This is a genomic window from Bradyrhizobium sp. USDA 4516, from assembly GCF_054055915.1.
The window spans coordinates 4248832-4271222 of the sequence record NZ_JBSRXT010000001.1 but is presented as its reverse complement, the minus strand read 5'-3'; the positions used below and the strand labels follow the sequence as shown (position 1 = coordinate 4271222).

24 protein-coding genes are annotated in these 22391 nt (G+C 65.3%); 13 read left to right on the top strand and 11 right to left on the bottom strand.

Annotated features, from left to right (window positions below):
- Positions 1-7: 7 nt before the first annotated feature.
- A complete protein-coding gene (locus ACVI1L_RS19805; RefSeq protein WP_456783598.1) occupies positions 8-979 on the bottom strand; it encodes a zinc-dependent alcohol dehydrogenase family protein in 972 nt (323 codons plus the stop codon).
- A gap of 120 nt (positions 980-1099) precedes the next feature.
- Between ACVI1L_RS19805 and ACVI1L_RS19800 the strand changes: the two genes are divergently transcribed.
- Positions 1100-1681: a TetR/AcrR family transcriptional regulator gene (locus ACVI1L_RS19800; protein WP_456777701.1), complete on the top strand. Its 582-nt coding sequence runs from the start codon at positions 1100-1102 to the stop codon at positions 1679-1681.
- A 143-nt stretch (positions 1682-1824) separates the two neighbouring features.
- Positions 1825-2181: a hypothetical protein gene (locus ACVI1L_RS19795; protein WP_456783596.1), complete on the top strand. Its 357-nt coding sequence runs from the start codon at positions 1825-1827 to the stop codon at positions 2179-2181.
- A 32-nt stretch (positions 2182-2213) separates the two neighbouring features.
- Here the strand turns inward: ACVI1L_RS19795 and ACVI1L_RS19790 are convergent, their stop codons facing one another.
- The 5 genes from ACVI1L_RS19790 to ACVI1L_RS19770 form a co-directional block, all read right to left on the bottom strand.
- Positions 2214-4289, bottom strand: a complete 2076-nt coding sequence (locus tag ACVI1L_RS19790) for an FAD-binding oxidoreductase (protein ID WP_456783595.1) — start codon at positions 4287-4289, stop codon at positions 2214-2216.
- A gap of 61 nt (positions 4290-4350) precedes the next feature.
- Entirely contained in the window at positions 4351-4965 is a 615-nt protein-coding gene (locus tag ACVI1L_RS19785; RefSeq protein WP_456783594.1) for a glutathione S-transferase family protein, read from the bottom strand.
- A gap of 197 nt (positions 4966-5162) precedes the next feature.
- Positions 5163-5576: a Rieske (2Fe-2S) protein gene (locus ACVI1L_RS19780; RefSeq protein WP_456783593.1), complete on the bottom strand. Its 414-nt coding sequence runs from the start codon at positions 5574-5576 to the stop codon at positions 5163-5165.
- Between the two features lie 7 nt (positions 5577-5583).
- Positions 5584-6696 (bottom strand): amidohydrolase family protein, encoded by a 1113-nt coding sequence (locus ACVI1L_RS19775; RefSeq protein ID WP_092089441.1) that lies wholly within the window; start codon positions 6694-6696, stop codon positions 5584-5586.
- A 73-nt stretch (positions 6697-6769) separates the two neighbouring features.
- Positions 6770-7834, bottom strand: coding sequence for an amidohydrolase family protein (locus ACVI1L_RS19770; RefSeq protein ID WP_456783592.1), 1065 nt, complete (start codon positions 7832-7834; stop codon positions 6770-6772).
- 237 nt (positions 7835-8071) lie between these two features.
- Between ACVI1L_RS19770 and ACVI1L_RS19765 the strand changes: the two genes are divergently transcribed.
- The gene (locus ACVI1L_RS19765; RefSeq protein WP_456783591.1) at positions 8072-8551 is read left to right on the top strand and encodes a hypothetical protein; all 480 of its coding nucleotides are present in this window, start codon (positions 8072-8074) and stop codon (positions 8549-8551) included.
- A gap of 6 nt (positions 8552-8557) precedes the next feature.
- On the opposite strand, the gene ACVI1L_RS19760 is transcribed toward ACVI1L_RS19765, so the two are convergent.
- A complete protein-coding gene (locus tag ACVI1L_RS19760; protein WP_057017904.1) occupies positions 8558-9271 on the bottom strand; it encodes a DJ-1/PfpI family protein in 714 nt (237 codons plus the stop codon).
- A 64-nt stretch (positions 9272-9335) separates the two neighbouring features.
- On the opposite strand from ACVI1L_RS19760, the gene ACVI1L_RS19755 reads away from it, so the two are divergent.
- Positions 9336-10331 carry a GlxA family transcriptional regulator gene (locus ACVI1L_RS19755; protein WP_229192419.1) on the top strand — a complete coding sequence of 332 codons (996 nt, stop codon included), beginning with the start codon at positions 9336-9338 and terminating at the stop codon, positions 10329-10331.
- A gap of 57 nt (positions 10332-10388) precedes the next feature.
- Here ACVI1L_RS19755 and ACVI1L_RS19750 read toward each other — a convergent pair whose 3' ends face one another.
- On the bottom strand, positions 10389-10937 hold the full coding sequence (locus ACVI1L_RS19750; protein ID WP_057017905.1) for a carboxymuconolactone decarboxylase family protein: 549 nt from the start codon (positions 10935-10937) through the stop codon (positions 10389-10391).
- Positions 10938-11127: 190 nt separating this feature from the next.
- Positions 11128-12045, bottom strand: coding sequence for a LysR family transcriptional regulator (locus tag ACVI1L_RS19745; RefSeq protein WP_199805264.1), 918 nt, complete (start codon positions 12043-12045; stop codon positions 11128-11130).
- A 113-nt stretch (positions 12046-12158) separates the two neighbouring features.
- On the opposite strand from ACVI1L_RS19745, the gene ACVI1L_RS19740 reads away from it, so the two are divergent.
- The 3 genes from ACVI1L_RS19740 (at position 12159) to rnk (ending at position 13971) form a co-directional block, all read left to right on the top strand.
- Entirely contained in the window at positions 12159-12725 is a 567-nt protein-coding gene (locus tag ACVI1L_RS19740) for a chromate transporter (protein WP_076827649.1), read from the top strand.
- Positions 12722-13252: a chromate transporter gene (locus tag ACVI1L_RS19735; RefSeq protein WP_168858497.1), complete on the top strand. Its 531-nt coding sequence runs from the start codon at positions 12722-12724 to the stop codon at positions 13250-13252. Before ACVI1L_RS19740 ends, ACVI1L_RS19735 begins: the two co-directional genes overlap by 4 nt.
- Before the next feature lie 299 nt (positions 13253-13551).
- The gene (rnk, locus tag ACVI1L_RS19730) at positions 13552-13971 is read left to right on the top strand and encodes a nucleoside diphosphate kinase regulator (protein ID WP_057017910.1); all 420 of its coding nucleotides are present in this window, start codon (positions 13552-13554) and stop codon (positions 13969-13971) included.
- A 5-nt stretch (positions 13972-13976) separates the two neighbouring features.
- Here rnk and ACVI1L_RS19725 read toward each other — a convergent pair whose 3' ends face one another.
- Positions 13977-14171, bottom strand: a complete 195-nt coding sequence (locus ACVI1L_RS19725; RefSeq protein ID WP_076827654.1) for a hypothetical protein — start codon at positions 14169-14171, stop codon at positions 13977-13979.
- Positions 14172-14312: 141 nt separating this feature from the next.
- Entirely contained in the window at positions 14313-15377 is a 1065-nt protein-coding gene (locus ACVI1L_RS19720; protein ID WP_028332920.1) for a ketopantoate reductase family protein, read from the bottom strand.
- 245 nt (positions 15378-15622) lie between these two features.
- On the opposite strand from ACVI1L_RS19720, the gene ACVI1L_RS19715 reads away from it, so the two are divergent.
- The 6 genes from ACVI1L_RS19715 to ACVI1L_RS19690 all read left to right on the top strand — a co-directional run bounded on the left by ACVI1L_RS19715 (position 15623) and on the right by ACVI1L_RS19690 (position 22319).
- A complete protein-coding gene (locus tag ACVI1L_RS19715) occupies positions 15623-16849 on the top strand; it encodes a TetR/AcrR family transcriptional regulator (RefSeq protein WP_076827656.1) in 1227 nt (408 codons plus the stop codon).
- Positions 16850-17240: 391 nt separating this feature from the next.
- Positions 17241-18479, top strand: coding sequence for a branched-chain amino acid ABC transporter substrate-binding protein (locus tag ACVI1L_RS19710; RefSeq protein WP_057017914.1), 1239 nt, complete (start codon positions 17241-17243; stop codon positions 18477-18479).
- A 162-nt stretch (positions 18480-18641) separates the two neighbouring features.
- Positions 18642-19589, top strand: a complete 948-nt coding sequence (locus ACVI1L_RS19705; RefSeq protein WP_016847025.1) for a branched-chain amino acid ABC transporter permease — start codon at positions 18642-18644, stop codon at positions 19587-19589.
- Entirely contained in the window at positions 19586-20878 is a 1293-nt protein-coding gene (locus ACVI1L_RS19700) for a branched-chain amino acid ABC transporter permease (RefSeq protein WP_456783590.1), read from the top strand. The genes ACVI1L_RS19705 and ACVI1L_RS19700 overlap by 4 nt, the downstream gene beginning before the upstream one ends.
- The gene (locus ACVI1L_RS19695) at positions 20875-21624 is read left to right on the top strand and encodes an ABC transporter ATP-binding protein (protein WP_028332917.1); all 750 of its coding nucleotides are present in this window, start codon (positions 20875-20877) and stop codon (positions 21622-21624) included. Before ACVI1L_RS19700 ends, ACVI1L_RS19695 begins: the two co-directional genes overlap by 4 nt.
- A complete protein-coding gene (locus ACVI1L_RS19690) occupies positions 21624-22319 on the top strand; it encodes an ABC transporter ATP-binding protein (protein ID WP_050385202.1) in 696 nt (231 codons plus the stop codon). The genes ACVI1L_RS19695 and ACVI1L_RS19690 overlap by 1 nt, the downstream gene beginning before the upstream one ends.
- Positions 22320-22391: the final 72 nt, after the last annotated feature.

The window sequence follows — 22391 nt, the reverse complement described above, 5'->3', positions numbered from 1 at the left end:
GTACGACCTAACTTGGCGTGAAGATCACCTTGCCCTTGAATGCCGCCGCCTGCGCGATCGCCTGTGAAAAATCCTCCAGGCGATAGGTGCCGACCACCGGCGCGCTGATCGCACCCGATGCTACCATCGGCACCAGATGGTCGTACATTCCGGCCAACGCTTCGTCCGTCGCAGTCTTGCCCCAATGACCGAGCCAGAAGCCGCGCACCGACACCTCGTTGAAGATCACGCTCAAGGCCGAGCCGGAGAACGGCTGTCCGCTCATCGCGCTGTAGATGACGAGCACTCCTTTTGGCGCGAGGCAGTTCATCAGGTTCAAGGCGGATGAGCCGCCGACCATGTCGAGCGCCAGCTGGATCGGCGCCCCACCCGTTTCCCTGGCGACGCGCTTGGCGAGATCCGGCCCGTCGAGCAGCACGATATCGCCGCCGACCGACTTGACCTCGTCCACGACGTCCTCGCGGCGGACGATGTTGACGGTCTTGAGCCCGAGCGACTTGGCGATGGCGATCACCGCGCGCGCCGTCGCCGAATTGGCGCCGTTCTGGATCACCCAGCCGCCGGGCGGCACTTTCACGAAATCGGTCAGCAAGAGATAGGCGGTGGCCGGATTGACCCCGATCATGGACAGTTGCTGGACATCGGCATTGTCAGGCAGCGCACGCTGCCATGATGCGGTGAATTTGACCCGCTCGGTCCAGGTCGGGACCGTGAAGGGAATCAGCGTGCGGTCGCCCTCCTTCAGATTCCTCACCTGCGATCCGGCGGCAACAACCCGCCCGACGCCCTCGATCCCGAGCGTGGCCGGCGGTGACGGCAGATAGCCGTAGCGCCCGGCGATGATCATGAAATCCGAATTGTTGATCGGCGCAGCCGCGACCACGATCTCGTCGGGGCCGGGGCTGCCGACGTCCGGCACCTCGTTGAGCTTGACCACGTCCGCTGCACGTCCGAACGCAACGACCTGAACCGCTTTCATGGCGTGATCTCCCGATTTCGTTGTGTACTTCTAAGTACAGAATATGGATTGCGTCAATAGCCGGACCTGCCTTCACAGCAAGGTGAAGGCTTCACATCCGACGCGGGAGTACATAAAAAGATGGATATGGCAAGGCCGCGCAGCTTCGATCCGGACGATGTCCTGGAAATCGCCCGCCAGATGTTCTGGCAGAAGGGCTTTCAGGCGACTTCGCTCGACGACATCACGGCGGCGAGCGGCGTCGCGAAACCCAGCCTCTATGCGGCGTTCGGCGACAAGAACGCGTTGTTCCTGAAGGTGCTGGACCGCTATCACGACGGCATCCTCGGCTGGGCCGAGCGCGTGCTGGCGCAGCCGGGGCCCACGCGGGACGTCATCAGGCAGTGGCTTACCGGCTTCATTCCCTATTGCTCGGGCGAGAAGGGACAGCGCGGCTGCCTGTCGATCAATTCCGCGACCGACGGCTCGCTCGACCAGGTCGAGCTCCGCAAGAGCATCGAGCGCTACAACCGGCGGCTCGAAGAGCTGCTGCGCACGCGGCTGCGCACCGATCGCGCCCAGTTCAGGAAGGGCTTTGACCCCGACGTCACCGCCCACACCATCATGGTGGTGCATGCCGGACTGCTGGCGCTCGCGCACCAGAGGCCGGATTCGAAGCAGGTGAAGGCCGTGATCGACCAGGTGATGAGCCTGCTCGCCTGAGTTTGTCGGCACCCGGCCCTCCCGGCAGCCCACACGCGCTCTCACGATTGTGATTATATGACGATTATCATCTGATTGATGTCCTGATCTCGATGACCATGTCCGGGTTGGCTGTCATGGGCTTTCCGGATTTTGGGGATCAGATGAACAATCGGTTTTGGCGTGCGGCAATCGTTGTAGTCACCGCCCTGCTGGCGAAGCCGGCGATCGGGCCGGTGCAGGCCCATGATCACGGGCATCCCGAATTGAACGCCTGGTATGAGAGCCTGCGCACCGTCAAGGGCCCCTGCTGCGACGGCAGCGACGCGAAGCGTGTCGATGACGCCGATTGGGACACCAAGGACGGCCACTATCGCGTCCGGCTCGAAGGCGAGTGGGTCGACGTTCCCGATGAGGCCGTCGTCGCCGGACCGAACCGTGCCGGCCGCACCATGGTCTGGCCGTATTATCTGGACGGGCACCCGAGGCCACGCTGCTTCATGCCGGGCAGCATGGGCTGAGTGCCCGCGAAAGCGCTATGCGCCCGGTTCGGTCACAGCGCGAGCTGGATCCGGTCCTCGCCATCGCCCTCCGGCTTCGCCGGCACGGCGCAGCAGATCAGCACCTCGTCATCGGCTACCTCGGCGGCGGGCTGCTTCACATAGGTCACGGCGCCTGCCAGCAATCGCGTTCGGCAGGTTCCGCAATTGCCCTCCCGGCAGCTGAAGGCGGGGCTAAGGCTGCGCGCTTCCGCCAGTTCGAGCAGCGTCCCCGCCTCCGGCGTCCAGCGCGCCTCCTTCAACGAAGTGGTAAAGGCGACCGGGACCGGCGTTGTCGCCGGCGGTCGCCGCGGCGGCGCTGCGGTGACGAGGTCGGGCTTCCGAACCAGCGATGAAGGACCGAATGCTTCGGCGTGAATCCTGCCGTCGGCAATGTTGTAGCCGCGCAGGGCGTCATAGAGCGATTGGGTGAACCGCGGCGGTCCGCACAGATAGAAGTCATAGTCGTTGAACGGCAGGACGCGCGACAACAGCGCCATGTCGATCCGTCCCGCCGCGTCGTAGTCTGTGCCCTGCTCGGCGCCGTCGACATCGCCGAGGACGCGGACGATCCGCACCGCGCCGCCGGCGGCATCCACCAGCTGCTGCAATTCATTGCCGAACGCGCGGTCCTGTTTCGCATGCGCGGCCTGGATCAGGGTCGTCGGCCGGATGCCGCGGGTGCGCAGCCCCTCATAGACCACGTGGCGCAGCATCGCGAGCAGCGGCGTGATGCCGACACCGCCGGCGAGCAGCACCGCGGGCCGCTTCTCGCGCGCATCGATCGTGAAGCCGCCAGCCGGAGCGCGCGCTTCGATGATGTCGCCGACATGGATGGTATCGTGGAGATGCTGCGATACGACACCGTCGCGCTTCACGCTGATCCGGTACATGCCGTCCGACGGCGCGACCGACAGCGTGTAGGTGCGGATGACCGGCTTGTCGATACCGGGCAACGAGAGACGAATCGGCAAATGCTGTCCCGCCCGGTGCGGAAGCAACCCCGCGCCGTCGTCCGGCTGCAAATGAAACGAGCGGATCGATCGGCTCTCGTCGACGATCCCAGTGACCTTGAACGGCCGCCACTGCGTCGCGCGCTCGGCGGCGCGGATTCGGTCGGCGGTCTGCACCCAGTCGCCAGTCATCAGCGAATTCGGCGACCAGCCTTCGGCCCGGAACGCCCAGCGCAGCGGCAGCGCGCCGCGCCGGCGCACCACGCGGCGGGCACGGAAGCTCCACAGCCGCTCGGCACCCTGAAACGCCGCGATCTCCGGCGAGTCCAGCATCACCTCAGCGTCACCGCTCAGCTGCAGCAGGTCGCCGGTTTCGAAATCGACAAACACCAGCCCGGCCTTGCCGTTGACGAGGATGTTGCCGAGCGTGTTGAAGAACAGATTGCCGGCGAAATCGGGAATCGTCAGCGTGCCGTCGTCGGCGACGCGGACGAAGCCCGCCCGGCCGCCGCGATGCGAGACGTCGACCTGACGACGGTCCTCACGCTCGGCATAGGACGCCACGAAGAACGTGTCGGCTGCCCTGATCATGTCGCGCGCGGCCTGATCGAGCGCCGTGCTTGCCTCGATCTCTCCCGTGAACGGTTCGTCCGGCGCGCGCACGAAGGTGAAATCGCGAAGCTGGATATACTGCGCGCAATTGCCAAAGCTCTGATCGAGCTCGAAGCTGAGTGCCTTACCTGACGATGCACGCAGCAGCCCGTTGGCACGGTTGCGGCGCCGCGTGTGCAGTTCGATTCCGAGCAGTCCGATCGCATCGCCCGCGCGCATGCCTTCGCTGACGGGATCGCTGGCGTCAGTCCGCGCATCGATCTCGAGGCTGCGCGGTGTCGGCGAGGAAATGAAGCCGGGCCTACCGGCCAGCAACGAAGCCCAGGCGTCGCCGCTTCGGTCCACGCTGCCGACGACGATGAAGGGAATCTGCGCGAAGAAATCGCGATGCTGGTCGGGCATGAAGTCGCGCACCGCACGCTGGCCGACGGCCTCCATCTTCTCGGCGACACCAACCTGCTGCTGGATCGCCTTTTCGCCGGCATGCCAGGTCGCGAGCTTGCTCTTGGTTCGTCTGTCGCTCATCGTATCGCCCTCCCCTTCGGGGGTTGGACGGGCGCGCCCGACGGCACGCCCGGTCAGGAGGTCACGCGGCCGCCAGACCGACTGGGGTCTTGGCGAAGGCCACGAAGCCCGGCAGCGCCTCGATCCGGCGCAGCCACGCGTTGACGCGCGCATAGGCGGAGAGATCGACATTGCCTTCGGGTGCGCTGGACAGATAGCTGTAGAGCGCGACATCAGCGATTGTCGGCGCCTCACCGACCAGCCAGTCGCGCCCGGCGAGATGGGCTTCGAGCCGTTTCAGCAGAACATGCGCCCGCGCGATCACGTCGTCCGGATTGTGCTTCGCGCCGAACACGGTGATGAGCCGCGCCGCAGCGGGCCCAAACGCAAGATCGCCGGCAGCAACCGACAGCCAGCGCTGGACCGCGGCAGCGCCCCTTGCATCCTGCGGCAGCCAATCGGTGCGGCCGAGCTTGGTCGCGAGATAGACCAGGATCGCGTTGGAGTCCGGGATGATTACGCCGTCATCGTCGAGCACCGGCACCTGGCCGAACGGGTTGAGCGCGAGATATTCCGGCCGCTTCTGCGCGGCGGACTTGAGGTCGACGTCGACCAGTTCGTGCGGAATTTCCAGTAGGGACAAAAACAGGCGCGCGCGATGCGCGTGGCCGGAGAGAGCGAAGTGATAGAGCTTCATATGCCGTTCCTGATGTGGTGGACGGGTTCATTCCCGACCGCGACCTCAAGGTGGCCCATTGCAGCGGTTATTATAATTGCCGTCGACGGCACTTCATTATTGCAAAAACTGCAATATCCTTCATGGCCGGGCTTATCCGGGGCATGACGAGGTCCGCGGCGACGCGCACGGTCGCGTGACCTGCGCCAACGCGCCGGCTAGACCTCAACGATCACATAACTGTCTTCGATGTGCACCGGGAAAGTCTCGGCGACATACGGCCCCTTCTGCAACTCGGCGCCGCTTCCGACCGCGACCGGATAGGAGCGGATCCTGAACCGCTTCGGATCGAACCAGGACTGCCCGTTGCGCATGTCGAATTCCCAGCCGTGCCACGGACAGCGCAGCATCTCGCCGACCCGGTCGCGCTGATAGATGCCGGGCTCCGGCGAGGTCAGGCGCGCGACGCAGGCCGCCTTCTCCAGCGGCGCGCCTTCATGCGGGCAGCGATTGAGCAGCGCGAAGAACTCGCCATTGACATGGAACACGACGATGTCGCGGCCCTCGATGCCGAACACCTTGTTGCCGCCGGCCGGAATCTCACTGGTGCGCGCGACGATGTGACGGGTCATCTGTGTCCTAGAATTTGTAAACCGCGCGGGCGTTGGCATTGAAGATCTTGCGACGCTCGGCGTCCGTCAGCGGCGTCTTGAAGGCGTAGCGCGCGTCGTCATAGTCCCAATGCGGATAGTCCGACGAGAACAACAGCCGGTCGATGCCGACCCATTCGATCAGCTGCCGCAGGTGCCTGGCTTCATCCGGTTCGTCGATCGGCTGGGTCGTGAACCAGAAATGCTCCTTCACATATTCGCTCGGTCGGCGCTTCAGATGCGGCACCTCGCTGCGGAAGCGTTCGAAGTGCTGATCCATCCGCCACATCGTCGCGGGGATCCAGCCGAAGCCGCCCTCGATGAACACGATCTTCAGTTTCGGGAAGCGCTCGGGAACGCCTTCCAGCACCAGGCTGGTGAGGTTCGACGCCACCGTGTGCGCGTTCGACTGGTGCTCCTCGCAATAATAGGACGGCCAGCCGCCGCCGGTCGGCGCATGGCCGCCATAGCCGCCGACATGGATGCCGAGCGGCAGGTCGAGCTCCTGCGCGCGTTCATAGATCGGCCAGTAGCGGCGGCGGCCGAGCGGCTCATTGGCGCGCGGCGAGACGTTGATCTGGATGTATTCGCCTGATTTGGCACAGCGCTCGATCTCGGCGAGGCCGAGGTCGGAGCCGTCCTGCCCGACCAGGATCGAGGCCTTCAGGCGGGGATCGCGATGCGCCCAGAACGCCAGTTGCCAGTCGTTGATGGCGCGCTGGATCGCGGCGCCGAATTCCAAATTCTGCTGCGAGAAGATGAAGAGGTCGAGCACCTGCAGGATGCCGAACTCGACGTCGAAGGGATCGAGGTGCTGCTTGCGCATGAAATCGAGATCGGAGCCGGGCACGCCGCCGGTCGGCGGCCAGGCATCGCGCCGCGCGATCAGCGGCGAAGAGCGCGGATACGGCGTGGTGCCGATATAGGGCGTGCGCAGGTGGCTGCCATATTCCTTCAGATGCTGCTGCCAGCGCTTCGGCAGGAACTCGTTGAGGTCGCTATGCGCGTGAAGGCTCGGATGGATGTCGCAGTCGATGATCTTCAGCCGCGTCGCGGCGGTCTTCTCCTGGTCGAGCATCGGGCGGTCGATGACGTCACTCATGCGATCCTCCTTCTTGTTTGCGCATGATCTTGTCGGAAAACCGGTTTCCACTTTTCCGGATCATGCGCGCGAATTACGAATTCAGCTTCAAACGCGGGAACGTTTCAATCGGATTGTCCTCGCACATCCGCTTGACGATGCTGTCGGGCAGATATCGCGGGATCGGATCGTCGCCGTCGAACTGCCAGTGCGGATAGTCGGATGCGAACAGAAACATCTTGTCGGAGCCGATCTGATCGATGATGTCGGCAACGCTTGTAGGATCCAGCGGCGCGTCGAACGGCTGCATGGTGACGCGGAAATGGTCGCGGATGATCGCGGCCGGCTCGCGCTCCACCCACGGCACCTCGACGCGCACGCCGCGCCAGGTCTTGTTGGCGCGCCACATGAACGCCGGCAGCCAGCTGACGCCCGACTCCATCAGCACGACGGTCAATCCGGGATACTTCCCGAACACGCCCTCATAGATCAGGCTCAGCGCCTGCGCCTGGAACGCCTGTGCCTCGGCGAGATAATATTCGTAGCGGTAGGACGGCCAGCCGATCGAGCTCGGCGCGCCCCGGTAGGCACTGCCGGCGTGGATCGCGATCGGAAGCTTGTATTTCTCCGCGGCCTGATAGATCGGCCAGTAAGGCCGCCGGCCGAGCAGCGTCTCGCCCTGCGAGGGCACCAGCACCGAAACGAAGCGATTGTCGCCGGCCCTGCGCTCGATCTCCTCGACCGCAAGGTCCGGCGCCTGGATCGGCACCACGATCGAGGCGCGCAGCCGCGTGTCCTTGGCAAGCCATTCGGCCGCGATCCAGTCGTTGATCGCCCTGCAGAAGTCCGCGGCCATGTAGGAATCGAACACCGCCTGCGCGCCATAGACGACATTGCAGATCGCGTGGCTGGCGCCGAGCTGGTCGAATGCGCCGCGCTGCACCATGGCAAGATCGCTGCCGGGCTTGCTGCCGTCGGCCGGCCGCCAGTCGGCTCGGCCGGATAGCGGCATCGACGGCGGATAGGAATTGAGGTCGAGCCCGTCGATGGCACGGCTGACGACCTGTTCCTTCCAGTGATCACTCAGATAGGGCAGCAGCGTGGTGCGCGTTCCCCCCACCGCGGGATGGATGTCGCAGTCGATGCGCGTGGCCGCCATGGCGTTCCCCCGGATTGATCTTCTTGTCGTCGTTGTTGGCGGCATCGCTGCCACGGATCGGACTGTGACGCCGATGGCGCGATCGTGCAAGCGGGTCCACGCGGGGCCGCCCTGCCCTGTGCGCATCCGCGCCTCACGCGAAGTTGCGGGATCGCGTGTGAATGGCGTCACCCCTTGAAGTCACGCGACATGCTAGCGATTCCGCGCCGCGGAAAGCGCGGGCACCGGGAGACGGGAATGAGACTGGGCCGATTGACGATCCTCGCATGTTCAATGTCGCTGGCCTCGTCGGCCGCCTGGGCTGCGCCTGCGACCAGCTCGGGCTCGGTCGCGCTGGCGCTCGCCGGCGTGGTGGCGCCCTACTCGCCGCTGCCGGCCAAGGAGAAGAAGGCGGTCGCCGCATTCTTCAACGGCGACAGCAATGTCTCCTATGCCAGCAAGATCATCGTCACCGCCGACAAGGTGGTCTGCCGCGCCAGCAATGTCGACATCACCTCGCGTTCCTGCGCGCTGACCTTCGGCGGCAACACCCACACCGTGAAGGGCAGCGAAGCCAACGCGATCTTCGCCACTGTAGCGCTGGCCGGCGTGCCGCCCGACGGCGCCGCCGGCACGATCTACGAGGCATTGTCGAAGCTGTCCTGCACGTTCGATCCAACAGTGATCAAGGACAAGGCCGGCGGCGGCGCCGACTGCAGCTTCGAGCCGGGGAATTAGTCCCGCTCAATCTCCCTGCACGGCGACGCCCAGCCTCGCCGCGACACGGCGCGCAGTCTCTTCCCGCTGCTCCGTGATCGCGCGCACGGCCTGGCGCGACTGCTGCAGGATTTCGGGTGGCGCGGTCTCCGGCGTGCCGCTGTCGAACGGCGGCTCCGGCGCATACACCATATAGAGCTGGATCGCGCGCGCGGCATCGTCGCCGCGCAGTTCAGCCGCGAGCCGCAATGCGCCATCGATGCCTGCCGTGACTCCGGCGGCAAAGACGAAGCTTCCGTCCACCACCACGCGCTGGTTCACGGGCGTAGCGCCGAACAACGGCAGCAGATGAAACGACGCCCAATGCGTCGTCGCCCTGCGTCCCTTCAGCAGGCCGGCCGCTCCGCAGATCAGCGCGCCGGTGCAGACCGAGAAGATGCGGCATGCCCCCGCCGCCTGTCGGTTGATCCAGCCGAGCACCTCCGTGTCCTCCATCAGGGCTTGCTGACCAAAGCCGCCCGGCACATGCAGCACGTCGAGCGGCGGCGCATCGGCCAGCGTCGCATCCGGTGTCAGCCGCAATCCCTTGATGTCGCGGACGGGATCGGCGGTCTTGCCGTAGATGCGGTAGGTCGAATTCGGAATCCGCGACAGCACCTCGAACGGCCCGGTCAAATCGATTTGGTCGACGCCTTCGAACAGCAGCGAACCGATCCGCAGATGAACATCGTGAGCGATCATCGAACTTCCCTCGAACTTTCCTTGCGCTATGGACAAAGCGAATCTAGCGCGGCAGGTTTCGGCGATGACGCCAACCAGCCCACGTTTTTCGCCAAACCGCCGCCGCTCGATCGAAGTGCTGGCCTATCCGGCCGTGCAGTTGCTCGACGTCACCGGGCCATTGCAGGTGTTCGCGTCCGCCAATGCGCTGGCGGCCAAGGCAGGCAACGCCGAGCCATATGAAGTCCGCGTCGTTGCAAAGGATGGCTCACACGTCGAGTCGTCCGCCGGCGTCGGGCTCGCGGTGCATCCGCTGCCCGCGATCGGCAGCCCGGTCGACACGCTGGTGATTCCGGGCGGCGACGGCGTCAACGCCGCGGCGGCCGATGCCGTCCTGGTGGACTGGGTGCGCGAACGCGCCGGGCAGGCGCGCCGCACCGCATCGGTCTGCACCGGCGCGTTCCTGCTCGCCGCATCGGGCGTGCTCGATGGCCGGCGTGCCGCGACCCATTGGGGATTTTGCGCAGAGCTCGCCGAGCGTTTTCCCGATGTCCGCGTCGAGCCCGATCCGATCTTCGTGCGCGACGGTTCGTTCTGGACGTCGGCCGGCGTCACCTCCGGCATCGATCTGGCGCTGGCGCTGCTGGAGGAGGATCTCGGCCGCACGGCGGCGCTTGCCGTCGCCCGCTATCTCGTGGTGTTCTTCAAGCGGCCGGGCGGACAGGCGCAATTCAGCGAAATCCTGTCGCTGCAAGCCACCGACGACAGGTTCAGCGCGCTGCACGACTGGATCAGCAACCATCTGGCCGGCGACCTCTCGCTGTCGACGCTGGCGAAACAGGCCGGCATGAGCGAGCGCAGCTTCAGCCGCCATTACGCCGAAGCGACCGGCTTGACGCCGGCACGCGCAATCGAGCGGCTCCGGGTCGAGGGCGCGCGGCATCTGCTCTCGGAAACGCGCCTGCCGATCAAGCGCATCTCACAGCGCTGCGGCTTCGGGTCGGAGGAAACGATGCGGCGCAGCTTCCTGCGCCTGCTGTCGACCACGCCGCAGGACTATCGCGCCAGGTTTGCGCTCTGACGTGCACGGCCGGCCGCGCGGTCGACGTGCAATGATTGACGCTCAGGCGAGACCGTCTCAGCTATTCCAGGCATATTCCTGCAACGCCGCCTCCAGCGGCGGATTGGTGACGCTGCCGGTGTAGTTGGTGATGGTCGAGGCCGCCACGATGGTGATCACCTCAAGCACGAGGTCCTTGTAGAACCCGGCTGCCAGGAATCGTTCGATCTCCTCTTCGTCGAGCCGCCCGCGCTTCTCGATCAGCGACCGCGCCAGCGTCGAGAGCGCGCCGAGCGTCTTGTCGGCAGGCGAGCGGCCGGCACGCATCGCATCGACATCGGCCGGATCGAGCCCAGCCTGCAAGCCGAGCGCGGAATGCAGCGCGACCGCCCAGGCGCAGCCATTGGTCACCGCGTCGGTGAGCAGCACGGTCTGGATCTGCTGCTCGGTGAAGCTGCCGCCGTGAACCTTGTCGAAGATGCCGATGAAGCTCTGGATCAGCACGGGCGAGGTCGCCATCGCCGCCGCAAGGTTCGGGATCATGCCAAACCGCGCCTCGACCTCGCGCAAAGTAGGCCTCGAGGCTTCGGGGGCAGACTCGAGCGTATGGACAGGAAAACGCGCCATTGGAAATGCCTTTCGCGGTGTTGATTGAACCCGAAGCCTCCGGTCGCAACCAGGCTGTTGCGATCCGTGCGCCGGCAATCGAGTTTGATGGAGCTGTCTAACCGCGCCCGGATATGCGCGTTCGCCAAACTCCCCACATTCCGCGCCACCAGCGGCAGCGGCGACGTTCAGCCTCGTCGCGCAGACTCCACTAGCCGCCGGCACGGTCCTTCACCCGTCGCGTCACGATCCCGAGCAGACGGCCAAGCGTGCCGGCGGCGGGGCCCTTCTTGCGCGCCAGCGCCAGCGGCGCGACGAGGCCGGTGGCGCGGTCGAGGCGGAGATAGGAGACGCCGGCGGTCTCGAGCCGCGCCATCGATTCCGGCACGATCGAAATGCCGAGCCCCGCCGCGACCAGGCTGAGCGTCGACACCATCCGCGTCGCCTCCTGCGCCACTTTCGGGCTGAAGCCCGCGGCACGACAGGCCGCAATGATGCTGTCATAGAGGCCGGGCCCGGTCGGACGGCGGTAGAGGATCAGCGGCTCGTCGGCGAGCGAGGCCAGCGAAATCCGCCGCCGCGTATCCTTGCGGGCGCGCGGATGATGGTCGGGTAACGCGACCACCATCTCCTCGTCGAGCAGATGCGTGATCGTGAGGTTCTCCAGCCGCTCGCTCGGCGCGCGCACGAATGCGGCATCGAGCCGGTCGGCCTCGACGGCTGCGATCAGTTCGCCGGTCGAGGCCTCCTCGAGCGACAGCGTGATCGCCGGCGCGCGCTCGCGCATTTCGCGCATCACGCCGGTGACGAAAGGATGGAAGGCGGCCGAAGAGGTGAAGCCGATCGCAAGCTGCCCCTCCTGGCCGCGGCTCGCGCGGCGCGCGGCCTCCACCGCGAGGTCGGCGTCGCGCAGGATCGCGCGCGCCTTGCCGACGAAGGCACGGCCGGCCGCGGTCAGCTCGACCCCGCGCGGCTGCCGGCGAAACAGCGGCGCGCCGATCGCGGCTTCCAGCGCGCGGATCTGCTGGCTCAGCGGCGGCTGCTGGATGCCGAGCCGCGCGGCGGCGCGGGTGATATGGCCTTCCTCGGCGACCGCGACGGCATAGCGGAGATGGCGCAGTTCGATCATCGGGCGATCCATATGCAACAGATATGCGAATTCCCGTATCCATATATTGGAAATTTGTCACGCGGCCAACTAGAGTCGGCTCAAGAACAAATCGAACCGGAGCCGCCCCGCCGATGGACGCCATCCCCGCCGCGCAAACCACTAAGCATCACGCACCTGACGTCGGCGAGTTGTTCACGGGCTTCTTCATCCTCGGACTGACCGGCTTCGGCGGCGTGCTGCCGCTGGCGCGCCACATGATGGTGGAGAAGCGCGGCTGGCTCACCGGCGCGGAGTTCACCGACCTGCTCGGGCTGTGCCAGTTCCTGCCCGGAGGCAACATCATCAACATGTCGGTCGCGGTCGGGCTGAAGTTTCGCGGCATTCCCGGCGCGTTCGCAGCGATCCTCGGCCTGATCGCGGTGCCGACCGCGGTCGTGATCGGCCTTGGTGTGATCTATGGCCGCTTCGCCGACGACCCGGTCGTCCGTCATCTATTCGGTGGCCTCGCCGCCGCAGCAGCTGGGTTGCTGATTTCCACCGCGATCAAGATCGCCTGGCCGCTGCGGCGCGATGTGCTCGGCCTCTTCATCGGCGCGCTGTGCGTGCTGGCGATCGCCGTGTTCCGCTTGCCGCTGCTGCCGACCCTGCTGACGCTCGCGCCGCTCAGCATTGTTCTCCGGTCGAGGCAGGCGTCATGAGCGCAACCCTCGTCACGCTCGCGCTGATCTTCGCCGAGCTGTCGTTGCTCGCCTTCGGCGGCGGCAACACCATCCTGCCGGAGATGCAGCGTCAGGTGGTCGACGTCCATCACTGGATGACGGCGCAGGAATTCGGCGCGCTGTTCGCGCTGGCGCAGGCAGCACCCGGGCCGAACATGATGGTGGTGCCGCTGGTCGGCTGGCATGTCGCGGGCTTCTCCGGCGTGCTGGTGACATCGCTCGCCAAGTTCGGGCCGTCGTCGCTGGTGACAGGCTTCGCGCTGCGGCTCTGGGAACGCTTCAAGGACCGGCCCTGGCGCGGCACCGTGCAGGCGGGGCTGGTTCCGGTCACCGCCGGGCTCGTCACGGCCAGCGCCATCGTCATCACCCACGCATCGGCCTCGAGCTGGGGCACCATCCTGATCGCGGCCGGCGTCGCGATCGCCACCACCACGACGCGCATCCATCCGCTTGTCGCGCTCGCCGCCGGCGCGGTGCTCGGCCTGTCCGGCATCGGACAGCCCTGACGCTCTGCTTGCGGCGATGGCGTCTCGTTCCACGCGGCGATGTGCGCGCTTTCGCCGCAATGGATGCGACGTCGCCAGCGGCTATGTTGATAATGCCATGATCGACACGCTCCGCATCGACACCCGTATTGCGCGCCGCGAATTGCGCGCCGGACGTCTGCACGCAGGCAATTAGCCGGCCGGCGATCGCGCGCCGTCCGGATTCCTCTACGTCACCAAATCATTTCAGTCCGTCGCGTCGCGAGATGTCCGCGCGCCGGCGCTCGTGCGCCTCCGATCAACCGCAAAGATCAACCCACATGACCCGAACCATTCAGAACAGCTTTACCGCCCCGGCATTGCCGCCGATCGTGATCACCGCGAGCGAGGCGCATCGCCTCAGCGCGCTGGCCGATTCCAGCATGGCGGTGTTTCCCCGCGTCGCCCAGTTCCTCGCACGCGAGACGGACCGCGCCCAGCTGGTCGCCGACGATGCCGATCTGCATGACGTGGTCCGCATGGGCTCGCTTGTGCGCTACCGCGACGACGAGACCGGCGACGTCAGGGAGGTCGTGCTCGTCTATCCGCACGAAGCCGACATCGCGCTGCGGCGCATCTCGGTGCTGACGCCGGTCGGTGCCGCGCTGATCGGATTGTCGGTCGGCCAGACGATCGATTTTCAGACGCCGAGCCAGCAGACGCGTTCGGTGACGGTTTTGGCCGTGACGCATGAGGGCTAGCGACTTTACGCCGCCTGATGACACTGTCCCATCTCGATCCCGTGCCGGCGCCCGCGCGCGATGCCTTCGGCGATCGCCTTCACGACGATCTCGGCGTCTTCGGGGGAGAGGTGATCGAGCGGCTGCCAGGCGCGCATGATGTCGCGTGCGCGATCGAGGTCGCCGTAGATTGCAAGGAGAGGAAGCGATTTGCTCGGCATGTCCGTTGCTCCCAACCGCAGCTGAGCGAGTCTACCTCATCTGGACAGGTCGAGCCATGCGTCCGGCAACCGCGATTGGGTGCATTGCAGATCGCCGATGCATGGCGAGGGCATTCCTGCCCCCGCCGTCAACGCATTCGGTTACTCCGCGCCGGAGCCGCCCTGCACGATCTTCTCGTTCAGCTTCTGATCGACGGTCTCGACCGTGCGGTCGATCTCGGCGCTCGGCGTGCCGAGCTGATGCGAGATCAGCTTCACCAGCAGGTCGACGCGTTCTATGAAGGGCGCGCCGGCGGCGACCGCGCGGGCCGCCGATGACGGCTTGAGCAGGCTTTCCGCGGCCTTGGCGTATTTCGCGAACGGCACCTGGTCCGCGGGGTCGGCGCCGAGCTTGCGCGCGATGCCGTCGACGTGGTCGTAGATCGCCTGCGAGCGCGTCAGGTCGCCGTGCACGGCATCGCGGATCGATTGCGGCTCAGTCGGCGTGATGCAGCGATAGTTGCCGGTCAGCAGCATCGACCACTTCGCCAGCGGCACGAACAGCGAATCGAACACCTTCAGCTTCACCGGAACGTCCTGGCCGTCGAGCGTCACCGCGTCGATGTCGGCTTCGAGCTCGCGCAGCACCTTGTTGTGCTTGTCGTCGGCGAAGGCGGAGGCCTTGAAGTTGGTCGGCAGGCCGACATGCAGCACATTGGCCTTCTCCTCCGGCGGACGGAAGGCCTGCGGATCGGGCGAGCACAGCGTGACGAGGCCCGGCTCGAAGCGCTCCCACACCTGCGCGTTGGTGTAGGCCTCCTCGAGGTCCATGCCGGCGAGTGCGGGGATCCGCTTCAGATACGGCAACGGCGGCATGTTCATGATCGACAGGCAGGGCAGCTTCGCCGCCGCGATCTTGATCATCAGCACGCGAACCGTGTGGTTGGTGTATTGCGGCTCCTGCATCGCAAGGCCGACCATGTCGTAGCGCGACACGTCGACATCGGCGGGCGTGACGGCATCGAGCTTGCCCGGCAGATCGCGCGAGAAGATCGAGCGGTGCTCCTTCTCGTCGCGCAGCTTGATCCGCACCTCGGTGCCTTCGCGGTTGATCAGGTCGGCGGTGTTCTTCCGGCACACCAGGGAGACGTTGTGACCCGCCATCAGCAGCTTGGTCCCCAGCAGGGAGCCGTAGGAAGCTCCCAAAATCAGAATGTTGCGCGCCATGCTCTCTCCAATAGCCCTTCTCGCGAAAGGCTTGCTCTCCAAAATCCTGTCCGAAGCTGCTGCCGAACCGATGCCCGGTCGATATTGGCCGTCCCGCATCCACGGGCCGACGGTCGCCAAATCACCAGACAATCAAGACCGCTGGTGTATGGTATGCCACCGTCTATCGCAGATCGACAAGCGGCTGCCAAGGGGATTATCTCGCGTGCGGACTTTCGTTCCGCGGTTAAGAAGGGCATTCGAGCTTGCAAGTCGCCGCCGACCCGACGGATCGGGCTGAAGAAATCCTCGTCTCAGCTTCCCGGCTGTTTGCCCGCCACTCCTATGCCAACGTGACGATGGAGCAGGTCGCAGCATCGGTGCAGGCCGTGCCGGGCGCGCTGTATCACTATTTCCGCGACAAGGAAGATCTGATCTTCCACTGCTATCTGCGCGGCCTTGCGATCTATCGCCACGAGATCGAGGCGGCCGCCGAGCCCGGCATCGACGGGCTCGAGATCATCAGGCGCTTCGTGCGCGGCAGGCTGAGGCCCGAAGGCCAGCGCATGATCCTGTTCAGCGATATCGATGCGCTGGCCGCGCCCTACAGCAGCGAGGTCCATGCCAAGCGCTGGCAGAACGCCGCGCTGCTGGCGGACATCCTCGATCGGGGCGTGGCGGACGGCTCGATCGCCTGCGACGAGCCGCTGCTCACGGCGGTGGCGCTGATCTCCATCCTCGACTGGGTTCCGTTCTGGCTGTCCGAACGCGACTACTACACGCGGCAACAGGCGATCGATGCCATCGACGACATCATCACGCATGGCGTCTACCGGCGCGAGATCGCGCTCCCCAAAATGCCCGAGCCGCTCAGCCTCGCCCCTTTTCTCGAGGCTCGCGCAGCGTTGAACAAGCGGGCCGCCAAGTTCGACAGGATGCTGTCGATTGCTTCCGACAGTTTCAACCGAAGGGGCGCCTCGGGCACGTCGCTCGAGAGCATCGCCGTGGATGCGGGCATGACGCGCGCCGGCATCTACTATCACTTCAGTGAAAAAGAGAGCCTGCTGCTGGCCTGCCTGCGACGCGGGCTCGCCGGCGAGGTCAGCATTCGCGAGCATCTGCAAGAGCACAGCCTTGGAGCATTCGATCACATCGTTCAGCGAATTCGCCTGCTGTTGATGCTGCACGACACGCCCTGCGGCCCAAAGGCGACCTACCACAACATCAACTATCTCAACGACGCAGACCGAAAAGCCTATGTCGGAGACGTGCTGGCGACGATCCGACAAGACCAGAACAGCTATCAGCGCTGGGTCGACGAGGGCCGTTTCCGCCGCATCGATACCTATTTCGCGGAGCGCATTCTCACCGGAATGGGCCACTGGTATCCGATCTGGTTCAAGACCAGGCGTGACTGGTCTCCAGCCGAGATCGCCGATCATTTCGCGCGGCTGTTCCTCGCGGGCCTCAAGCCGCGCCGACATCCAGGCTAGATCCGCCACGGTAGCGATCCCGGTTTCCCCTTCCCCCTGAAAGGGGGAAGGTCGGGATGGGGGTCAGCCGCAGGCGACGCTCCAAGTGGAGACAGCCGATCCCCACCCGCTTCGCTCTAACGAGCGAAGCGACCTCCCCTTTTCAAGGGGAGGTTTTGGAGACGGACGACGCCGGTTCGGAACCGAGAATAAGCGTGAGCCCCATCCAAAAGTTTACCTGTAATTCAAAACTGCGCCCGATTCCGGCGACATATGGCCTATAACATCATAATACCTTCTGCTAAAACTTGACGCAGTATTCAAAGCGAAAGTTGCGAAGGCTCGGCGATTGGGGTTATGAGACGGCCTCGATCGCTAAAGATCAAGAAACACGAGCAAGGGAGAACGCAGGATGCATAGGCTGATCGTTGCCGCCGCGGCAGCGCTGACGGTGTTGGGAGGCGCGGCGTCCGCGCAGGAATCCATCAAGATCGGCTATATCGATCCGCTCTCCGGCGGCGGCGCCAGCGTTGGCGAAGGCGGCCTGAAGACGTTTCAGTATCTCGCCGACGAGTTGAACGCCAAGGGCGGCATCCTCGGCCACAAGGTCGAGATCGTCCCACTCGACAACAAGACCAATCCGCAGGAAAGCCTGGTGCAGGCGCAGAAGGCGGTCGACGCCGGCGTCCACTACATCACCCAGGGCAACGGCTCGTCGGTCGGCGCGGCGCTGGAAGACTTCGTCACCAAGCACAATTCGCGCAACCCCGGCAAGGAAGTGCTCTACTTCAACTACGCCGCGGTCGATCCGGCGATGACCAACGAGAAGTGCAGCTACTGGCACTTCCGCTGGGATGCGAACTCGGACATCAAGATGGAAGCGCTGACCAACTACATGAAGGGCCAGCCGTCCATCAAGAAGGTCTACCTGATCAACATGGACTATTCGTTCGGCCAGTCGGTGCGCACCACGGCGCGCAAGATGCTGGGCGAAAAGCGGCCGGATATCCAGGTCGTCGGCGACGAACTGCACCCGATGCTCAAAGTCACCGACTTCTCGCCCTACATCGCCAAGATCAAGGCGTCCGGCGCCGACACCGTCGTGACCGGCAACTGGGGCCAGGACTTCGCGCTGCTGCTGAAGGCGGCGGCTGACGCCGGCCTCAAGGTCAACTGGTACACCTATTATGCCGGCGGCGCCGGCGGACCGACCGCAGTCAAGCAGGCCGGCCTCGAGGGCCAGGTGTTCCAGATCAGCGAAGGCGTCCCGAACTCCGGCAACAAGGCGGCGATGGATTTCGAGAAGGACTTCCGCGCCAAGACCGGCATTTCCGTCTGGTATCCGCGCGCGGTCAACGAGATGCGGATGTTCAAGGCGGCCGCCGAGAAGGCCAATTCGATCGATCCGGTGAAGGTCGCGGCCGCACTCGAAGGCATGAAGTTCGAAGTGTTCGACGGCGGCGAGGGCTTCATCCGCAAGGACGACCACCAGTTCTTCCAGCCGATCTACATCTCCTCGTTCGGCGCGCTGGCCGACAAGACCAAGGAGCCGTTCGACGAGGAAAACACCGGCTGGGGCTGGCGCATCGTGTCCAAGATCGACACCGCGCAGACGATGCTTCCGACCACCTGCAACATGAAGCGGCCCTGATCGGCCACATCAGTCATTCCGGGATGGTGCGCAAGCACCAGACCCGGAATCTCGAGATTCCGGGTTCGCCCGCTGACGCGCGCGCCCCGGAATGACGGGTAAGTTCCTTTCACTCGACAGGCTTTACTCACGTGAACCGTTCCAGTCTCAAGCGAGTGCGCCGTGGCTGAGCTGATCGTCATCTCGACGCTCAACGGCGTCCTGTTCGGCATGCTGCTGTTCCTGTTGTCCAGCGGGCTCACCGTCATCTTCAGCATGATGGGCGTGCTGAACTTCGCGCATGCCAGCTTCTACATGCTCGGCGCGTTCTTCGGCTTTCAGCTCACCCGCTGGATCGGATTCTGGCCAGCCCTGGTGCTGGCGCCGCTGCTAGTCGGCGCGGTCGGCATGGCGGTCGAGCGCTACGGTCTGCGCAACACCCACAAGCACGGCCATGTCGCCGAACTGCTGCTGACCTTTGGTTTAGCCTTCGCGATCGAAGAGATCGTCTCGATGATCTGGGGCAAGAGCCCGGTCGACTACCGCGTCCCGGCGGCGCTCGACTTCCCGGCCTTCACCGTTTTCTCCACCAATTACCCCGCCTACAAGATCTTCATGCTGGTGATCTCGGTCGTGATCTTCATCGCGCTGCTGGTCACCTTGAAGAAGACGCGCGTCGGCCTGATCGTGCAGGCCGCGCTGACCCATCCGAGCATGGTCGGCCATCTCGGCCACAATGTCGGACGCGTGTTCATGCTGGTGTTCGGCGTCGGCAGCGCCCTTGCGGGTCTCGCCGGCGTCATCGCCGGTCCCTCGCTGGTGACGCAGTCCGACATGGCCGCGCTGCTCGGCCCGATCCTGTTCGTCGTCATCGTGTTCGGCGGCCTCGGCTCGCTGCCCGGCGCCTTCATCGCTTCGCTCCTGATCGGCTTGATCCAGACCTTTGCAGTTGCTTTGAACGGCTCGCTCGCCAGCGTGTTCGGCCCGCTCGATCCGAGCCTCGGCCCCTCGCCGCTCACGGACATCTGGAACGTCACGATCGCGCAGATCGCGCCGATCCTGCCTTATGTGCTGCTGGTGCTGGTCCTGATCTTCCGCCCCATGGGCCTATTGGGGACGCGCGAGTCATGAGCAACGCTTCCACGCCCTCCATCGCTGCGGCCAAGCAGGAGCCCGGCAGCGCCTTGAGCTTCTATGGTGTCTGGCTGCTCGCCGCGGTCGCGCTGGTCGTGCTGCCGCTGGTGTTCGGCACCGGCGGCTCGCTGACCTCCTTCAGCCTGATCGGCATCGCGATCATCTTTGCGCTGTCCTACAACATCCTGCTCGGCCAGACCGGGCTGCTGTCGTTCGGACACGCGGTGCAGTACGGCCTCGGCGGTTTCCTCGCCGTGCATGTCATGAACGCGGTCGCGAGCCACAACTGGCCGATCCCGCTGCCGGTGATCCCGCTAGTCGGCGGCATCGGCGGCATGGCGTTCGCCCTCCTCGTCGGCTGGGTGATGACCAAGCGCGCCGGCACCGTGTTCGCGATGATCTCGCTCGGCATCGGCGAGCTGGTCGCCTCGTCGTCGCTGATCCTGCGTAGCGTGTTCGGCGGCGAATCCGGCATCACCACCGACCGCACCTCGCTGATGCCGATGTTCGGCTGGACCTTCGGGCCGCAGATCCAGGTCTATTACCTGATCGCGTTCTGGGTGATGGTGTCGGCGATCGCGATGTATGCGCTGACCCGCACGCCGCTCGGGCGGATCTGCAACGCGGTGCGCGACAATCCGGAGCGCGTCGAGTTCATCGGCTACGATCCGCATGTGGTGCGCTATCTCGCCTACATGTTCGCCGGCTTCTTCGCCGGCATCGCCGGCGGACTCGCCGCGATCAATTTCGAGATCGCCAACTCGGCCTATCTCGGCGCGACGCAGTCGGGCCTCGTGCTGTTCTCCGCGTTCATCGGCGGCACCGCCTATTTCTTCGGTCCGATCTTAGGTGCCATCCTGGTGACCTATCTGCAGCTCGGGCTGACCAGCGTCACCTCGGTCTGGCAGCTCTATTTCGGCATCATCTTCATCGGCATCGTGATGTTCGCACCCGGCGGCATCGCCGGCATCCTGATGAAGCACCGCCCGCTGATCCGCGCCGGAACGCTTCGTTCCGTGATCCCGTCCTATCTGGTCGCGACGATCCCGACGCTGGCGCTGGCGCTCGGCATCATCCTGACCATCGAAACCGTTGCGCGCTTCTCGGGCGGCGATGTGATCAACCTGCTCGGCGTTCCCTTCGTCGCCACGGCGCCGACGACCTGGGCGGCCGCGGCGGTCCTGCTCGTCGGCGGCTTCCTGGTCGCGCGCATCACCTGGCGGCGCGTTGCGGAAGCCTGGGACCGCGCCGCGACGGTGGCCCGTGACCGGGGGTATCTCGCATGACCGCTGCCATCCAAGTCAACGCCGTCGAGAAGAGCTTCGGCAATGTCGCCATCATCCGCGATCTCAACCTGAGCGTCGCCAAGGGCGAACGTCACGCCATCATCGGCCCCAACGGCGCCGGCAAGTCGACGACGTTCAACCTGATCAGCGGCCACATCAAGCCGACCTCCGGCGAGATCCGCCTCAACGGCGAGGTGACCTCGGGCTTGCGGCCCTTCGAGATCAACCGGCGCGGGCTGTCGCGCTCGTTCCAGGTCACCAACGTGTTCGCCCGCATGACGGTGTGGGAGAACGTCCGCTGCGCCGTGCTGTGGGCGACCGGCCACCGCTACGCGTTCTGGAAGAACGTCGACAATCTGCCCGAGGTGAAGCAGCGCACCGCGCAGATCCTCGACGACATCCATCTCAGCCACCGCCGCGACGTGCCGGCGGGCCTCTTGACCTATGCCGAGCAGCGCGAGCTCGAGATTGGCATCACGATCGCGGGCGGCGCCAGCGTCATCATGCTGGACGAACCGACCGCGGGCATGAGCCACGCCGAGACCGAGCGCGCCGTCGCGCTGATCCGCCGCCTCACCGAGGGACGCACGCTCGTGATCGTCGAGCACGACATGAGCGTGGTGTTCGGCCTCGCCGACCGCATCTCGGTCTTGGTCTACGGCCACATCATCGCCTCCGGCACACCGGAGGAGATCCGCGGCAACCCGAAGGTCAAGGAAGCCTATCTCGGCGAGGAGGTCGACTGATGCTCGAGGTCAGGAATCTTCACGCCTATTACGGCAAGAGCCACATCCTGCAGGGCGTCGATCTCGACATCGCGGCCGGCGAGGTGGTGAGCCTATTGGGGCGCAACGGCGTCGGCCGCTCGACCACCGTCAAGGCGATCATGGGCGAGGTGCCGCCGCAGGGCACCATCCGCTTCAAGGGCCAGGATATCGCGGGCCTGCCGAGCCACAAGATCGCACGCCTCGGGCTCGGCTATGTGCCGGAGCATCGCGACATCTTCCCGAGCCTGACGGTTCGCCAGAACCTGATCCTCGGCATCAAGGACCCGCGCCGCCCCGGCAAGTGGCGGCTGCAGGAGATGCTCGACATGTTCCCGAACCTCGCCGCGCGCGCCGACACGCCGGCGGGCGTGCTGTCAGGCGGCGAGAAGCAGATGCTGACCACCTGCCGCACGCTGCTCGGCGACCCCGAATTGATGATGATCGACGAGCCGACCGAAGGCCTGGCGCCACTGATCGTGCAGCAGGTCGGCGAGCTGATCGCGCGGATCGCGAAAGCCGGCGTCGCGATTCTCCTCGTCGAGCAGAAGCTGTCGATCGCGATGAAGATCTCCAACCGGGTCTACATCATGGGCCACGGCCGCGTGGTGTTCGAAGGCACCCCCGACCAGCTCAAGAGCAACGCCGCCGTTCGCGAGGAATGGCTCGAGGTGTAAGGCGGGTGACGGCGGATCGACGAAGCAATCGAACGTCGACGTAGCAGAGCCATCAGTCAGTTCGCGAACACG

Excerpts from the sequence above, each read along its gene's own strand:
- ACVI1L_RS19805 (WP_456783598.1), bottom strand. The coding sequence starts at position 979 with ATGAAAGCGGTTCAGGTCGTTGCGTTCGGACGTGCAGCGGACGTGGTC.
- ACVI1L_RS19800 (WP_456777701.1), top strand. The coding sequence starts at position 1,100 with ATGGATATGGCAAGGCCGCGCAGCTTCGATCCGGACGATGTCCTGGAA.
- ACVI1L_RS19795 (WP_456783596.1), top strand. The coding sequence starts at position 1,825 with ATGAACAATCGGTTTTGGCGTGCGGCAATCGTTGTAGTCACCGCCCTG.
- ACVI1L_RS19790 (WP_456783595.1), bottom strand. The coding sequence starts at position 4,289 with ATGAGCGACAGACGAACCAAGAGCAAGCTCGCGACCTGGCATGCCGGC.
- ACVI1L_RS19785 (WP_456783594.1), bottom strand. The coding sequence starts at position 4,965 with ATGAAGCTCTATCACTTCGCTCTCTCCGGCCACGCGCATCGCGCGCGC.
- ACVI1L_RS19780 (WP_456783593.1), bottom strand. The coding sequence starts at position 5,576 with ATGACCCGTCACATCGTCGCGCGCACCAGTGAGATTCCGGCCGGCGGC.
- ACVI1L_RS19775 (WP_092089441.1), bottom strand. The coding sequence starts at position 6,696 with ATGAGTGACGTCATCGACCGCCCGATGCTCGACCAGGAGAAGACCGCC.
- ACVI1L_RS19770 (WP_456783592.1), bottom strand. The coding sequence starts at position 7,834 with ATGGCGGCCACGCGCATCGACTGCGACATCCATCCCGCGGTGGGGGGA.
- ACVI1L_RS19765 (WP_456783591.1), top strand. The coding sequence starts at position 8,072 with ATGAGACTGGGCCGATTGACGATCCTCGCATGTTCAATGTCGCTGGCC.
- ACVI1L_RS19760 (WP_057017904.1), bottom strand. The coding sequence starts at position 9,271 with ATGATCGCTCACGATGTTCATCTGCGGATCGGTTCGCTGCTGTTCGAA.
- ACVI1L_RS19755 (WP_229192419.1), top strand. The coding sequence starts at position 9,336 with ATGACGCCAACCAGCCCACGTTTTTCGCCAAACCGCCGCCGCTCGATC.
- ACVI1L_RS19750 (WP_057017905.1), bottom strand. The coding sequence starts at position 10,937 with ATGGCGCGTTTTCCTGTCCATACGCTCGAGTCTGCCCCCGAAGCCTCG.
- ACVI1L_RS19745 (WP_199805264.1), bottom strand. The coding sequence starts at position 12,045 with ATGATCGAACTGCGCCATCTCCGCTATGCCGTCGCGGTCGCCGAGGAA.
- ACVI1L_RS19740 (WP_076827649.1), top strand. The coding sequence starts at position 12,159 with ATGGACGCCATCCCCGCCGCGCAAACCACTAAGCATCACGCACCTGAC.
- ACVI1L_RS19735 (WP_168858497.1), top strand. The coding sequence starts at position 12,722 with ATGAGCGCAACCCTCGTCACGCTCGCGCTGATCTTCGCCGAGCTGTCG.
- rnk (WP_057017910.1), top strand. The coding sequence starts at position 13,552 with ATGACCCGAACCATTCAGAACAGCTTTACCGCCCCGGCATTGCCGCCG.
- ACVI1L_RS19725 (WP_076827654.1), bottom strand. The coding sequence starts at position 14,171 with ATGCCGAGCAAATCGCTTCCTCTCCTTGCAATCTACGGCGACCTCGAT.
- ACVI1L_RS19720 (WP_028332920.1), bottom strand. The coding sequence starts at position 15,377 with ATGGCGCGCAACATTCTGATTTTGGGAGCTTCCTACGGCTCCCTGCTG.
- ACVI1L_RS19710 (WP_057017914.1), top strand. The coding sequence starts at position 17,241 with ATGCATAGGCTGATCGTTGCCGCCGCGGCAGCGCTGACGGTGTTGGGA.
- ACVI1L_RS19700 (WP_456783590.1), top strand. The coding sequence starts at position 19,586 with ATGAGCAACGCTTCCACGCCCTCCATCGCTGCGGCCAAGCAGGAGCCC.
- ACVI1L_RS19695 (WP_028332917.1), top strand. The coding sequence starts at position 20,875 with ATGACCGCTGCCATCCAAGTCAACGCCGTCGAGAAGAGCTTCGGCAAT.
- ACVI1L_RS19690 (WP_050385202.1), top strand. The coding sequence starts at position 21,624 with ATGCTCGAGGTCAGGAATCTTCACGCCTATTACGGCAAGAGCCACATC.